Source organism: Bdellovibrio sp. HCB185ZH (assembly GCF_047302455.1).
In the GTDB taxonomy this organism is placed as follows: Bacteria; Bdellovibrionota; Bdellovibrionia; order Bdellovibrionales; family Bdellovibrionaceae; genus Bdellovibrio.
The window spans coordinates 911,535-925,609 of record NZ_CP178624.1 but is presented as its reverse complement, the minus strand read 5'-3'; the positions used below and the strand labels follow the sequence as shown (position 1 = coordinate 925,609).

Below are 14,075 nucleotides of genomic sequence, written 5' to 3'. Positions count from 1 at the left end.
AGCGAGGAACATGAAGCCGAGAATTCTTGTTGTCGACGACGAAGAATCAATACGCGAATTTCTAGAGATCATGCTTAAAAAAGAAGGCTATGAGATCACTTTGGCTGAAGACGGCCAAAAAGCAAAAGACCTTCTGACGAAAAAATCTTTCGACATGATCATCTCCGATTTGCAGATGCCCCATGTAACAGGTATTGAGCTTCTTAAACACGTTAAAGAATCATACCCAGACACCGTGTTCATGTTGATCACAGCTTTCGGTACAACGGAAACTGCGGTTGAAGCCATGAAAATGGGTGCTTACGACTATTTGACAAAACCTTTCAAAATCGACGAAGTCCGTTTGAACATTCAAAACGCTCTTCGCTCTCGTAATTTGGAAGTTGAGAACAGAACCCTTAAGAAAGAGTTAACTAAAGAATACTCTTTCCAAAGTATGGTCGGAAATTCGCCAGCAATGCATGCGATCTTCGACATGGTTAAACGTGTTTCTCAAACCCCAACCAACGTTCTTATCACCGGGGAATCTGGTACGGGTAAAGAGGTTGTGGCGAAAGCAATTCACTATAACGGTCCGTTGAAAGATCGTCCGTTCGTCACGGTGAACTGCGGTGCTATTCCTGAGAACTTGATGGAATCAGAAATGTTCGGTCATAAAAAAGGTTCCTTTACTGGAGCTGTGGCTGATAAATCGGGTCTTTTTGAAGTGGCTGACACCGGGACATTGTTCCTGGATGAGGTCGGTGAATTGCCACTCACGATTCAAGTTAAACTTCTTCGTGCGATTCAAGAGCGTGTGGTTCGTCGCGTGGGTGCGACTGAAGACGTGAAAGTTGAAGTTCGTATCATCGCTGCGACAAATCGTAATCTTGAAGAGATGGTGGCTAAGGGCACTTTCCGTCAAGATTTGTTCTATCGCTTGAATGTTATCAATATCAAAACACCAAGCTTGCGTGATCGTCGTGAAGACGTTCCGTTGCTAGCGAATCATTTCCTTAAAAAGTACAACGAACGCCTGAATAAAAACATCGGTGCGATCAGTGCGGAGGCGATGGAGATCCTTAAAAAGTACGACTATCCAGGGAACGTGCGTGAGCTTGAAAATATGATCGAGCGCACGGTGGCTTTGGAAGGTGGGGCGACGATCCTGCCTGAATCCTTACCGCCGATGGTTAACACAGCGTCTGGCCGTAAAATGGCTTCTTCCAATGAAATTGAGATGGGAGATGACGGTGTTGACTTGGATAAGGTGATGGGCCAAATTGAAAAAGAACTTTTGGTCAAAGCGATTCATTCCGCAGGCGGCGTGAAAAAGAGAGCGGCAAAATTGCTTCATATCTCTTTCCGCTCGATGCGATATCGCATTGAAAAGTACAATCTCGGCGTCGTGGGTGACGACGAGCTTGATGATGAATAGTCCACTTTAAAGTGACTAAAAAAGCCCCGCGAGGGGCTTTCATCATTTTAACGTAGAAACAAAAAAAAGGAGCTGATCATGACAGTGCAGGAAGATAAAAAGAAAATCGTAGAACTACTGAACGATATCATCGAGATGGAAATCTCTGCCGTTATTCGTTATCTGCATTATGCTCTGATGATCAAAGGCCCGAATCGTATTCCCATCGTTAAATGGTTTCACGATCAAGCGAATGAGGGGTATGCCCACGCTTCCATGATTGGTGAAAAGATCACAGCTTATGGTGGTCACCCTTCTTTGAAAGTTTCTCCAGTTCCTGAAACAAACACTCATAAAGTTTTGGATATCTTGGCGGAAAGCTTGGATTTCGAATTGAAAGCTTTGGCGAAGTATAAAGAACTTCTAAAGCATGTGGGTGACGACGTTGCTCTTGAGGAATTGGTTCGTGGTCAGATCCGTTTGGAGACGGAGCACGTTGAAGAAGTTCGTAAGATGTTGGATGTAAACTAGTAATATCAATAACATTCTAAGAAATAAAAAAAAAGCCAGGATGCTCCTGGCTTTTCTTTTTTAAGCTATCGAAATTTATAAAATTATTTAGAAACCCACACTGGGATTTCAAGATGTTGAGCCTGACCATTTAAGTTGAAATCAATACGAACATTCCATTGACCCGGCATCACGAACCAAGCGTTCGTGACTAAATAAACGCCGTTGGCGTTTTCAACAATATCAACTGGCGAAGAGCCGTGACCGTGGTGACCCATGTTCATCCAAAGATCGACTTTAAAATTTTGCAGCGGAGCGCCGTCAAAGCCCTGAACCAAAACCTGAAATTGGCCTTCGGTTGAAGCAGTTACGTCAGTTTTATAAAGCAGTTGCGCACATAAAGACTCTACAGTTTGCGAGCAAACGATCGAGCTCAGCTCGCCAGCTTTTGGTGAAGCCGGGGTTCCGTAAACCTGTGCGAAGGCAGCAGAACTTAAAGTAATGGATGCAACCAGTGTGATAACTGACATAAGCAATTTCATAAACTCTCCTTAATATGTGCCTGATATAGCAAGGTTTCTTAGGATTGCCATCAGATATTATTGAGCGCAACAATGAGCTGCGCCTGCAAATTCTTGACGGCGACGGGATTGTTTTAGATCTAATGTTTCATGTAAGGAGTTCAAATGGCTTATGAGAAACGAAACGTCTCCACCGCCGAAGGTGCAATGACGGTTCATATAACCATCCCTGAAAAAGTCGATGCAAAGAAGCCCGCATTGATCGTTTTGCAGGAAGCCTTTGGAGTAAATCATCATATTTTGAATGTGTGTAAAAGACTTGCGGAGCACGGCTATGTGGCGTTGGCTCCGGAACTTTTTCATCGCGCTGGCGAAGGTATAGTTGTTGAGTACACGAACTTTCAAGCGGCTCGGCCCCTTCTGGGAGGGCTGACCAATGCGCGCCTGATTGAGGATATGACTCAAACCTTTCAGCTCGCAAAAACCTTACCATTTGTTGATTCCACAAAGATTGGAACCATCGGTTTTTGTATGGGAGGATTTGCTGCTCTTTTGGCGGCTTGTCATATTGATCTGACCGCAGCTATTTCATTTTATGGAGGCGGCATGACAGAAGAACGTCCTGGCTTCGCTTTCAAACCTTATATGCACGAGTTCAAATCGATAAAATGCCCGGTTCTAATGGGATTTGGCGCTGAGGATCAGAGTATTCCTCCCGCGCAAATCGATCTGATTCGAGATCAGCTTAAACAAGCTCATGTTAAGGCTGAAATCGTGGTCTATCCCGAGGCGCAACATGGCTTTTTATGCGACGAACGATCTTCTTTTAACCCCAAAATGGCTGATAAAGGATGGAAGGATATCTTTAATTGGCTTCAACAATATGGTAGGATGACACTATGAAAATCAGCCAAATAAGCAAAATCTCTAAAGATACCGGTTTGAGTCCTGAAAAATTGGCCGTCTATTTTCAAGTGTCTAACATGACACTTCGTCGTTGGTTAAAGAAGGGCGGCACAGCCCGCGTTCCTTCCCAATACGACACGAATATCTATCAAGGTATTCTCGCGATGGTTAAAGACGGTGCAATCGACAAAGACCACGAATGCGTGAAAGAAGCCTACGAGTTCACACAAGTCTTGTTCGCGAACAACTCTTTCATGATGATGGATTTGCAAGCCGCTCAATTCGAAAACACCGGCAACGATGAAGACGGATTGATGGACCTATGCCTTCGCTTAGGTCAACGCGATGACAGCTTGTCATACGTTCAAAGAAACGAACAAACTCTGCAAGACCTAGAAAAGAAAAGCCCCAGCATCCGCGAAAAAGTCACAGCACTTTGGCAAGTCCTTAAAGACGGCGAATTGCAAAAGACATCTAAGTACGTAGCTGTTGGCGCATTATTCTACCTAGTTTTCCCATTCGACTTCATCCCAGACTCAGTTCCAGGAGTAGGGCTGCTTGACGACTACGCCATCTTATCCATCGCAATGGATCACTACTTGCGAATCAAAAATCTAAAAGGCTAAAACCTTCGAAAGCATCTCCAAAAGAGATGCTTTTTTTATTTCTTCTTAAGGCGCGGGGTTCGTCCCGGCCAAGCGCATCTGCCTTGGTCCCATCGGTCGCACGCCCGCAACTCCGCGACACGCCATCCAGGCTCACCGTCGCCGGCTTCGCCGGTTCGCGCATCGTGCGCCGACGGAGGTCGCTGCGTTTCAGGCATGCGCCCGCTGTGCCCAAGGCAGCTGCGCTTGACCGGGCCGAATGGTGTTTAAGTAGAAATTAAAAAACCATCTCTTTTGGAGATGGTTTTTTTGTTGTTGCGTTTATTTTTTTGCTGCTTCGTAAAGAGGGGTTACTTTCGGTAGCAGCGACGAGATGTGGTTTAATCTGGTGGAGTCAGCTGGGTGAGTTGATAAGAATTCTGGTTGTTTGCTGCCGCCGGCTGCGCCCATTTTTTTCCATAAAGACAATGCTTCTTGGGGATTGTAACCCGCTCTGGCCATGAGTTCTACGCCGATGGTGTCGGCTTCGGATTCTTGGCCTCGGCCGTGGGGTAGGGAGACCATGAGGTCGCCGAGGGTGCTGGCGGCGCCTGCGTAAGTTGAGCTAAGTGTGTCGGTCGCGACCAGGATATTTAGTAGATTTTGTTTTACCATTTCTTCAGAGACTCGTTCTCTGCCGTGTTCGCGGAGGGCGTGGGCAATTTCGTGGCCCATGACGGCGGCTATTTCTCCGTCGGTCATGTTTAGTTTTTCGATGATGCCTGTGTAGAAGACGATTTTACCGCCGGGCATGCAGTAGGCGTTGATGTCGGGGCTGGTTATCACGTGGACTTCCCATTGCCAGCCCGGGGCTTCTTTTCTGAAGATGCCGGTTTGGGGGATGATTTTGTTGGCGATGGTTTGCACTCGTTTTAGTTGGGCGGGGTTGACGTCGAGTGCGCCTTTCTTTTTGGCTTCGTCTTTGGTTTGTTGGAAGCTTAAGGCGGCAGCTTGATTTATTTCTGCAGAGCTGACCATCATAAGTTGTTTGCGTTTGACGCCCACGGCGCCTTCGTCTGTGGTGCTGGCACATCCTGCAATGATGGAACTAATAAGAAGAATTAAAAGTGAGTTTTTCATGCCCACAGCATGGCAAATTCCTGGGGTTGTTGTCAAAGTCGAGCGTGTTATTCGGCGCCGTGATAGTCTAGATTCTGTCTGGGAAATAATGGGAAATCCGTTGGCAAAGCACAGAGATTTTTATTCTTTGCCGGAGTGTCTGAAGGCGAAGTAAATCAGTGTGCCTGCGGATGTTGCCAAAGCCAGATAAAGGAAAATGTGATTTTCGGTGGAGGGGTCGTTGGAGGAACGGATACCGAAATAATAAACTGCGGTTTTTAAAATAATGCCCGATTGAATCACAGCCCAAACATACGGAAACATTTCGCGGAAAGTTTTTTGTTCCTGAGTTAAAACCTTGGGGCGTTTTTCCAAGGTCGGCTGAAAGTCCCAATAATTGTTGCGGTGAAAGTCAGCGACCACGGTATTCCAGGCACTACGCAATTCGGATGCAGTAACCTCAGCGGATCCTGATTTCAGTAATTCCTGATCCAACTTTTCTAAAGCCAAGGCACGCAAAGCTGTCTCGTCCGCTTCAGTGAAGAAGCCACGGTTTGTCGTGAAATCTTGTTTGAATTGGGACTGAGTTTCCGTCAGAGCTTTTTGTGCTTCAGCGTCCAGTGGGGCTTTCATGGCTGGTAACTTATGACGGAGGTCTTGTCTTTGTCAAAAGGCTTATTGTTTTGAATCGCTGCTAAATAGAACCTGAATATAAGAAAAAGCTGGAGGGATTCATGCGCTTGAATCAAGTGGTATTAACGCTTTTATCCTCTTTGTTGTTAAGCTGTGCAAACTCGCAAGCGGGCAATAATGCCCGGGCCACTCCGACAAATGGTGATGGAGTTAAACAGATCGCATCAGATGCCTATATCTATGCTTATCCTATGGTGGTCATGGCGACGGCGCGGGAAGTGATGACCGCAGTCCCTCGCGCGGGCCGTGAGAAAGCTCCCTTAAATCAAATTGCCAATCAACGAACTTTGCCGGGGCCTGATACGAATCGGCCTTTTGCCGAAACGGATGTCTTAAGCAGTCTTTCGTGGTTGGATGTCTCTAAAGAACCTGTCGTTATCAGCCTTCCGGATGCGGGGAAAAGATTCGTGATGTTTTCTTTGGTCAGCGCTTGGGGTGAAGTTTTTGCGACACCCGGAACCAGGACATCGGGTAATCAGAAAAAAGATTTTGTTCTGACCGGGCCTGACTGGAAAGGGGCGGTTCCCCCGAATATGCAAAGAATTATCGCGCCGACAAATTCTGTGTGGATGGTGGGGCGGGCCCACTTAAAAGATAAAGCAGATTTTGACCGTGTGTATCGTTATCAGGATAAAATCGGTGTCAGCACTCTTTCAGATTTTGGCAGTAAAGCTGCAAAGCCCATGTCCGTCGTGTTTAATATCGATGTCGACAATCGCACTCCGATCTTTGATCAAGTGGAAAGCATGGATGCGCGCGTGTTTTTTGAAGTCTTTGCGAAGGAATTAAAAAAGAATCCACCCCCGCAGACCGATGGAGCCATGGTCTCACGTCTCGCAGCCTTGGGTATCTTTCCCGATAAAGAATTTAATTACGATGCCCTTCCGAATAACGTGAAAGAGGGAATTAACTCCGGTTACTTTGCGGGGCAGGATCAGTTCGCAGATTTCCAACGTGGTACACCGAATTTGAAAATGGTCAACGGATGGGGGATGCCGATTCTGTCAGGAAAATATGGCACGAACTATAAAGCCCGCGCATTGATGAAAAAATTGGGATTCGATACGACGACTCCGCAAGATATGTCCTTTGCCAGAGCGCTGGTGGATGTTCGGGGAGAGCGCCTGAATGGCGGTTTTAAATATCTTTTAAAGTTTCCCAAAAATCAAACACCACCGGTTCGTGGTTTCTGGTCTGTGTCTTTGTATAACTCTAGAAAATTCTTTGTTCCAAATCCTTTAGAGAGATATTCGCTGGGAAGCGATCATAAATTAAAAGCAAACCGTGACGGGTCTATTGATATTTATGTGCAAGCCGTGTCTCCAGGTAAAACTCTGGAATCCAACTGGCTGCCATCCCCGGCTGGAGAGGATTTTAATTTAGTGATGCGCATGTATTGGCCGAATCAATCCGTTATTGATGGCACCTGGAAAATTCCGGCACTTGAGAAAATACCGGAGTTTAAAAATCTTTCTGAAAATTTGAACTAGATCACTTGGTCTTTTTTTGCAAGGCGACGTTCAGGTCTTTGGCTAGATCCTGGAAATAGTCGCCTTCGCGAAGCTTGATCTCTACAGGTTCAGCCGGATCTTCGGGACGAGTTGCTTTATTGATGATGCGGCGGATGTTGAAAAGGGGACCCACGATTTTCGAGGTCACGCGGTTGGTAAGGTAAAAACCTGCCACCAAACACACGGCAACGACGATAAATTCATTCATCAAAAACATCACCTTATGGCGCGCGATGAATTCAGCGATCGACATGGAACCGTACTCGCCAGCCAAGGCTTTGTCTTCAAGCTTGCTTACTAAAACCCAGCCTGCAATGACTTGCGCCAGGAAAATCCCGGTCACGAAAAGACCCACAAACATCAAAGCATCATATTGAACCTCGCGGTTGACGATCAATTTGCGGCGATGCTTTAAGATTCCCATTTTTAAGTCCTTGGCTTGCGTTTCTTTAAATATATCTTGATGCTGATTCGGTTGCTGTAATTTCTCAAAGATCCATGGCGGCATTCTCAATTTAAGACGCCGCTGTCAGTTTCCTATCCATTTATTTAGGGAATAAATAGAATGCTTCGTCCACCATTTCATTCACGGTGTTGAACTTGTTTTCGTCCGGTGTCTTGAAGTGATCAAGACCCACTTTGCCCAGGATTTTAAAGGGAGAAATATTCTGCTGAGACAGAATTTCAAACTCTGCTGAAAACGGTGTGGAAAGCGTCGGGGAGACCGTCGCCTTATTCACTTTCACAAAGTAAATTCCTCCGCCCAAGCCATCAGCTAAGAACGGGATATTCGGTGCCGTTCCCGCTCCGATATAGGCAAAGTAAAGATCCGTCGAAGTGGATAAAGAGATGTGATCTTTTAAAGGTGAATCGAGCGCGTGCGTATAGTGGTCGATAAATTCGCGGGCAAATTCATCAGCAATACCGCGACGGTCATAGCGATTGTCATTTAGAGCCTTGCGGATGCGACTTGCTAAAGTATCAAAACCCGGAAGCATTTTCCGTAACTGGGCTTCCAAGAATTTTGGCTGATATGTTGTATCGCCGAGGTGCTTATGAACCTCGTTAATCCATGCTTTAAAGCTCTCATATCCCGGCAATGCCTTTGCCAGGTTGATGTAAGACTGGTTGGAAATAAAACCGGTCTTTTCCACCGAAGCCATGTCGCTCCGTAAAAGCACGATGTCTTTGTCTCCGCGAGCTTCGATCGCGGCCTTAAGCGTCGGGTAGGCTAAGTTGGTGTATGAGATGTATTTTTCCAGGAACGTCACGCGCGGAGCTTTTTTAACCACCATTTGGATTGCGGACGGAGCTTCTGCAAGTTGTTGTTGTCCTTGTGCGAGCAACGTTTTTGTCGCTTGGAAGTATTTTTCGCGACTTCTCATGATCGTATTTAGCATGCTCGTGTTATTCACTTCGAGCGCATATTCTGTGTACTGTTGGAATTTTAGTTCCATGAACTGATACTGTGCGACGATGTCAGAAAGGGAAGCCCCTGTGCGAGTTTCAAAACTCTTTTCATAATCCGTATGCCAGCCACGGGTTTGGGCCAGGATCGCCATGGGATCCGTGTCTTTGATATTGATTGCATTTTCAAACACACGAACTTGCCAAGGATGCAGATAGATTTTTCCTTTTTCGTTGGCCTCTTTGATCACATCATAGTCAACGATCTCGATCTCTTTAGGATCGATTTTCTTAGCCTGCACATCCAGGACATATTGCATGTGATCTCTAAAGATATTTCGGTGCGCCAATGTCAAACTGCGACGGGAAAACGTATGGGGAGCAAGTTCCCCACCTTCCCCATAAAGAAGATAAGTGCGGTCTGCAATGGGATACAGTTTTCCGTTAAAGAGCGCATGGGGAATTCCCATTTGGTTATAAAAAAATCCATCCGTCAGCATGGTGTAATTGGCCTGGCCGATTTTAACGAATTTGTTTCTCGAGGAAATCGTATCGTTCATCCATTTGAATTTCTTTTTCAGGGATTGATCAAGCTCTTTGCGTGTGGCTTCTTTAGACATCGTCGCTGAGGTCGGTAGAATTGCCGTGCGCGGGCTCGTGTCGCGATTGATATTATTCACCGTCGGAACTGAAGGATCCGTAAAGCGCACCTCACGAACCATCTCGCCAAATTCCGCCACACTGTTTCGGAAAATCTGCTTCCACGTCGGCAGGTCATAATAGATATCATAACCCGGGAAGGTGTTCATCACACCTGGATAACCCGCCTCCTGAAGAATACGGTTTGCGAACAGCATGGACGTTCTGCCATTGCCATCGATAAACGGATGAATGGAAACGAACCGATACTGAAACTCTGCCGCTAAATCAATCGGGTCCATGGTGTGTTTGTTTTGATAATACCAAGTGGAAAGTTCGCTGATGGCTTGACTCACAGTTTTATAGTCGCCGTACACAATCCATCCACGACGCTTGTCTTTGCGGCTTAGGGGATAGGGAAGTTCGATGAACTTTTTGATCCAAGGATTCCCCTTTAACGCCAAATATTGAGATTCCTTCAACGGATGCAAAATCGGATCTCCACCCACATTCTGCCGGACTTTGAAACCCGTGGTGTTGCCGATGGACATGTTCTTCGGCATGATTTTTCCCATCAGGCTTGCTTCTTTTTTCAAGCCTTCCGAACCTAATTCATGAATACGCATAATCAAGCTGCGGCTGATATCCAAACGACCCACAGGAATGGAGTTCAAGTGGTCGCGAGCATTGGCGTAAGCCTTGTAGTTTTCAAGTCCCCAAATTTCTGTTCCGTGCTTGCCATCTTCCTGGCCACGTTTCAAAGAGCGGTTGGAGTAAAAACGTAGAAAATCTATTTCAGCATCGAGCCATTTATCCCAACTCAGCTTTTGATTGATCGTCGTAAACACAGCTGGAGCTGCAGGATCCAAAATCGGCGGAGTTAAATCCGTGTCCGCAAAAACCGCTGAACAACTTAAGCCTTCTGACGCAGGGCCTCGAGGGTCCATACATGCATCATTCACCGCGACAGGAGATGGCGTCTGACAAGATGTTAGAATCAGAGAAAGGGCCGAAATTGTTGCGAAAAATCTGTTTTTCATATGCTACTAAAATCGGAATTTAGGAGATCAACCTTGAGGCCCACATTATTGTTGCAATCCTCTAGTTTCCCGACAAAGGTAGAGCCCTGTTTGCTTCTGGAGGGGAATTATGAAGTGGGCAATTTTTGCCGGGTTGATGCTTTCCGCAACCCTAAGCCAAGCTATTTGTATTCAGACATTCAATACATACGGTCCGCTGTATGCGCCGAATATTGCGTCTCGATCTGAAGCGCTCTCAAAGGAAATTTTAACAGCTCCTTGTGACGTGATTCATTTTCAAGAGGTGTGGAATTCTGGGCAACAAAATGTAATCGTGGACAATTTGCAACCTCGTTACAATATTAGTGCTCCCAATATGGATTTGAAAATTGGTCTCATGGCTCTGACAAAGGGGCAGATCAATTACACCGATGTTTACACATTCGTGCTCAATTCAGACAGCTTCATGGATTCGTTAAAAGATATCATGGGTGTTAAAAAAGGTTTCATGAATATGGTCGTGCAACTGCCCGGAGAATCGACGCCAATTCTTGCAACCAACGTTCACACACATCCGATGTCGGGAGCTGTGCGTATCACGCAGATGCTGGATATTTATCAATGGCGTTTACGTCACTTGGATTACCCCTGGGTGATCACAGGGGATTTTAATTTCACGGCAGAATCCTTTGAGTGGAAGTTTTTTAAACTCTTGATGGGTGTTCGCGATGTGCAGGAAGAGACTGTGGGCTACAACGGTCAGTGCACGTTTTGCGGTTCGCAAAATCCATTGTCCGATGAAAAGGGCAACTGGGTTCTGGATTATATCTTTGTTTCCAACATCACAAAAAACATGAATTGGAAATGGCAGACCGTAGGTTCAGAAATTAATCTTCGTGGTGGCCAAAAGTCTCCTTTGTCTGATCACTATGGATTGCGTGCTCAGTTGAATCTTTCAGAGGGCTCGATTGCATCGGATTGGAAAACCGTTCCTGAACGTGCCGCTGCTCTTAAAAATATGCTCGAAACTGCACGCAAACATTTGCAAGCGGCGGAAAATTCTGATTATGACTACTATGTTTCTTTGATGGATAAAATCATCGCACAAGTGGACCGACAATCTGGTCCCGTGTGGGACTATCTGATTCGATTTAATTAGGAATAAATGAAGAGCTTTTCACTTTTCACACTGTTACTTTCCCTGCTCCTTTCACTGGCGCCGACGGCCGAAGCGGCTCGTTACATCGTCATGATGAAAGAGGAAGGAGCGCTGTTCACGGCTCATCCTTCCTTTGAGCGCGAGATTGTCGGAGAAGTTGAATCGAGTCTGCATCAGATCGGAACTTACATCGTAAAATCCGACGACCCCACAGATCTGGAGCGTTTAAAGCAAAATCCCGATGTGGTTTTGGTCGAAGAAGATCAAATCATTCCTTACGAGTTAGAGATTCCTATTTATCTGGATCGTTCTGAACTGGTGAGTGGGCGCGGACGGGCTGACACTCCCGTGGCGGGCGTACCATGGGGAATTGCCGCAATCAAAGCGCCGGCTGCCTGGGAGAATTCCCGTCAAGGCGAGGGTGCCCGTGTTTTATTGATCGACAGCGGTCTTGATAAAACTCATCCTTCTTTGAAAGAAAATTTTGAAAAAGGTCGCGACTTTACCGGTGAAAGTGACGGCAGTGATATTACAGATATCCGGGGTCATGGCACCCACGTGGCAGGAATCATCGCCGCCAAACAGGATGTGAATGGGTTCACGGGAGTCGCTCCCAAGGCCAAAATATTAATGGCCCGTGCTTGTTTTGAAAAAGGTTGTTCGACAGCAGCCATGGTGGCTTCCATCAATTGGGGAGTCGCTCAAAAAGTCGACGTGATAAATATCTCCATTTCCGGAATTTCTTCATCCGCGGCCCAAGATGAAGCCATCAAACGTGCTGACAAGGCCGGGGTCTCGGTTGTGGCCTCCAGCGGAAATTGGGGTTCCAATCGGGTGTTTTATCCAGCAGCCTTGCCCACCGTGATCGCAGTCGGTGCTGTGGATCCAAGCTTGCTTCGTGCAACTTTCTCTCAGTACGGCCCGGAACTATCTCTGGTGGCCCCCGGTGTGGATGTGTATTCAACATTCCCGGCCAGTCGCGGAAAAGTTCATTCCGTTAGAATTGAAACCTCATCAGGAATTTCTGTTAAGTATTTAGCCAGCACCTTTGGTGGCACCCGTGAAGTTCGTAACTCCCTTAAGGGAGAGCTTGTGAGCGTGGGGGAGGGTGATTTCATGTCGGACTATGACGGTAAAAACGTCAAAGGTCGCTTTGCCCTGATTCGCCGAGGCAAGGGCAAGTTCATGAATAAGATCAATAACGCCATCAAAGCCGGAGCCTCGGCCATTGTCTTTATCAATAACCGCCCTGGCCTAGAAGTGGGCAGATTTACGGATAAGGACAAAACCTTACCGATAGCGATTTTCATGATCGAAGACAAAAACTCAAGACTGATCGAGGATCGCCTGGCCCGCGGGGAAACTGTCATGGCAACATTACAGGCCACGTCTTCGGGGTTCCAAGTTTTAAGCGGCACATCTATGGCAGCTCCTCATGTGACGGGTGTTGTGGCTTTAATGAAAGCCGCCAACAAAAAGTTAAAATCTCCGCAGATTAAAAAAATCTTGATGGCCACGGCGACGGCTCCTGCCGCGGATAATCAAAAAAATGAATACGGACGAGGGCTTCTGAACGCCGAAAAGGCTGTGCAAGCCGCTGACGCGCTTTGACTTAGTCAGAGCTTGGTTGTAAAACTTCCGGGAGCGATCCTATAGCTCAACTGGATAGAGCTTACGTTTCCTAAACGTCAGATCCCCGTTCAAGTCGGGGTAGGATCACCAATCACTCCCTTCGTGGGTTTTTACGGACTCACTTTTTTACCTTTGCGAAACAGTAATTAGCACATTTCGAGGTGCTAACATAAAGTGCGCTTCATGTTGGAAATCAAGAAATCAGGAATACTCTTAGCGACGGCTCTTTGCATTGCCTTGCCGGCTCATGCAAAGAAGGTTTTCCGCGTCTTGATGGAAGATAACTGGCCACCTTATGCCTACGTTAAGGATGGTCAGCCAGCGGGTCTTTCCATCGATCTGGTAAAGGCAGCCATGCGCCTCGAGGGAGCAGAGGTTCAAATTCAACAAGTGCCTTACCTGCGTTGCATGGCTCTGACGGAGCCTGATGGAAAAGAAGTCGCTTGCGCGAACACAGCTAAAAACGAAGAACTCGCGGCCAAATACGTTTTCCCCAATAATTATCTTTTCCGCAGCCGCGGTTTGATCGTTGCAAACAAGCGCTACGTTAAAGAAGCGATTAAAAAGCCTAAAAAGATTTCTGATCTTGAGTATAAAACCGTGGCATTGCCAAGTGGGTTTACTTTTGGTCCAGAGTTCGATGACAACACTCGCATCGTTCGCTACTACACCGTGAATGACATGACCGCCCTCCGCTTGGTGGAATCGGGTCGTGTGAAGTTTGCGGCGATTGATGAGATGGTTTTGTATTATTACCTGAATCATCATCCAGAACTGAAAGAAGCTCTTACGACCGCGATTGATCTATCCAATGAACCGATCTATATGCAGCTTTCTAAAACTCAACCCGAGGCCATCGAGCTTCGCGAAAAGTTTGAGCGTGGGATGGCAGCACTTAAAGCCTCTCCTGAGTACGATGCACTTTTGCAGAAGTATTTGGGTAAGGGTGTTCCCGTCGATAAATTTAAATAATTTAAAT

The 14,075-nt window shown here is 46.5% G+C and carries 13 protein-coding genes and 1 tRNA gene; 9 read left to right on the top strand and 5 right to left on the bottom strand.

Going from position 1 to position 14,075, the window contains the following annotated elements; all coding sequences use genetic code 11:
- Nucleotides 1–10 precede the first annotated feature (10 nt).
- A complete protein-coding gene (locus ACLSU7_RS04545) occupies nucleotides 11–1,417 on the top strand; it encodes a sigma-54-dependent transcriptional regulator (RefSeq protein ID WP_413294375.1) in 1,407 nt (468 codons plus the stop codon).
- Between the two features lie 78 nt (nucleotides 1,418–1,495).
- The gene (locus tag ACLSU7_RS04540; RefSeq protein ID WP_413294374.1) at nucleotides 1,496–1,927 is read left to right on the top strand and encodes a ferritin-like domain-containing protein; all 432 of its coding nucleotides are present in this window, start codon (nucleotides 1,496–1,498) and stop codon (nucleotides 1,925–1,927) included.
- A gap of 83 nt (nucleotides 1,928–2,010) precedes the next feature.
- Here ACLSU7_RS04540 and ACLSU7_RS04535 read toward each other — a convergent pair whose 3' ends face one another.
- Nucleotides 2,011–2,448: a FixH family protein gene (locus ACLSU7_RS04535; RefSeq protein WP_413294373.1), complete on the bottom strand. Its 438-nt coding sequence runs from the start codon at nucleotides 2,446–2,448 to the stop codon at nucleotides 2,011–2,013.
- A 144-nt stretch (nucleotides 2,449–2,592) separates the two neighbouring features.
- Here ACLSU7_RS04535 and ACLSU7_RS04530 point away from each other — a divergent pair, with 144 nt between their 5' ends.
- Together ACLSU7_RS04530 and ACLSU7_RS04525 are read left to right on the top strand one after the other, a co-directional pair.
- A complete protein-coding gene (locus tag ACLSU7_RS04530) occupies nucleotides 2,593–3,330 on the top strand; it encodes a dienelactone hydrolase family protein (protein WP_413294372.1) in 738 nt (245 codons plus the stop codon).
- Nucleotides 3,327–3,959, top strand: coding sequence for a YkvA family protein (locus ACLSU7_RS04525; RefSeq protein ID WP_413294371.1), 633 nt, complete (start codon nucleotides 3,327–3,329; stop codon nucleotides 3,957–3,959). The genes ACLSU7_RS04530 and ACLSU7_RS04525 overlap by 4 nt, the downstream gene beginning before the upstream one ends.
- Nucleotides 3,960–4,259: 300 nt before the next feature.
- Here ACLSU7_RS04525 and ACLSU7_RS04520 read toward each other — a convergent pair whose 3' ends face one another.
- Together ACLSU7_RS04520 and ACLSU7_RS04515 are read right to left on the bottom strand one after the other, a co-directional pair.
- The gene (locus ACLSU7_RS04520; protein WP_413294370.1) at nucleotides 4,260–5,057 is read right to left on the bottom strand and encodes a M48 family metallopeptidase; all 798 of its coding nucleotides are present in this window, start codon (nucleotides 5,055–5,057) and stop codon (nucleotides 4,260–4,262) included.
- 120 nt (nucleotides 5,058–5,177) lie between these two features.
- Nucleotides 5,178–5,669 carry a hypothetical protein gene (locus ACLSU7_RS04515; protein ID WP_413294369.1) on the bottom strand — a complete coding sequence of 164 codons (492 nt, stop codon included), beginning with the start codon at nucleotides 5,667–5,669 and terminating at the stop codon, nucleotides 5,178–5,180.
- A 101-nt stretch (nucleotides 5,670–5,770) separates the two neighbouring features.
- On the opposite strand from ACLSU7_RS04515, the gene ACLSU7_RS04510 reads away from it, so the two are divergent.
- On the top strand, nucleotides 5,771–7,219 hold the full coding sequence (locus tag ACLSU7_RS04510) for a DUF1254 domain-containing protein (RefSeq protein WP_413294368.1): 1,449 nt from the start codon (nucleotides 5,771–5,773) through the stop codon (nucleotides 7,217–7,219).
- Nucleotide 7,220: 1 nt separating this feature from the next.
- On the opposite strand, the gene ACLSU7_RS04505 is transcribed toward ACLSU7_RS04510, so the two are convergent.
- Both ACLSU7_RS04505 and ACLSU7_RS04500 read right to left on the bottom strand, forming a co-directional pair.
- Nucleotides 7,221–7,748 carry a HAMP domain-containing protein gene (locus ACLSU7_RS04505; RefSeq protein ID WP_413294367.1) on the bottom strand — a complete coding sequence of 176 codons (528 nt, stop codon included), beginning with the start codon at nucleotides 7,746–7,748 and terminating at the stop codon, nucleotides 7,221–7,223.
- Between the two features lie 37 nt (nucleotides 7,749–7,785).
- On the bottom strand, nucleotides 7,786–10,326 hold the full coding sequence (locus ACLSU7_RS04500; protein WP_413294366.1) for a Fic family protein: 2,541 nt from the start codon (nucleotides 10,324–10,326) through the stop codon (nucleotides 7,786–7,788).
- A 109-nt stretch (nucleotides 10,327–10,435) separates the two neighbouring features.
- On the opposite strand from ACLSU7_RS04500, the gene ACLSU7_RS04495 reads away from it, so the two are divergent.
- From ACLSU7_RS04495 to ACLSU7_RS04480, 4 genes are all read left to right on the top strand, one after another.
- Nucleotides 10,436–11,464 (top strand): endonuclease/exonuclease/phosphatase family protein, encoded by a 1,029-nt coding sequence (locus tag ACLSU7_RS04495; protein WP_413294365.1) that lies wholly within the window; start codon nucleotides 10,436–10,438, stop codon nucleotides 11,462–11,464.
- Nucleotides 11,465–11,470: 6 nt separating this feature from the next.
- A complete protein-coding gene (locus ACLSU7_RS04490) occupies nucleotides 11,471–13,075 on the top strand; it encodes a S8 family serine peptidase (protein WP_413294363.1) in 1,605 nt (534 codons plus the stop codon).
- 35 nt (nucleotides 13,076–13,110) lie between these two features.
- Nucleotides 13,111–13,186 (top strand) — tRNA-Arg (locus ACLSU7_RS04485).
- A 93-nt stretch (nucleotides 13,187–13,279) separates the two neighbouring features.
- The gene (locus ACLSU7_RS04480; protein ID WP_413294361.1) at nucleotides 13,280–14,068 is read left to right on the top strand and encodes a substrate-binding periplasmic protein; all 789 of its coding nucleotides are present in this window, start codon (nucleotides 13,280–13,282) and stop codon (nucleotides 14,066–14,068) included.
- The last annotated feature ends 7 nt before the right edge of the window (nucleotides 14,069–14,075 follow it).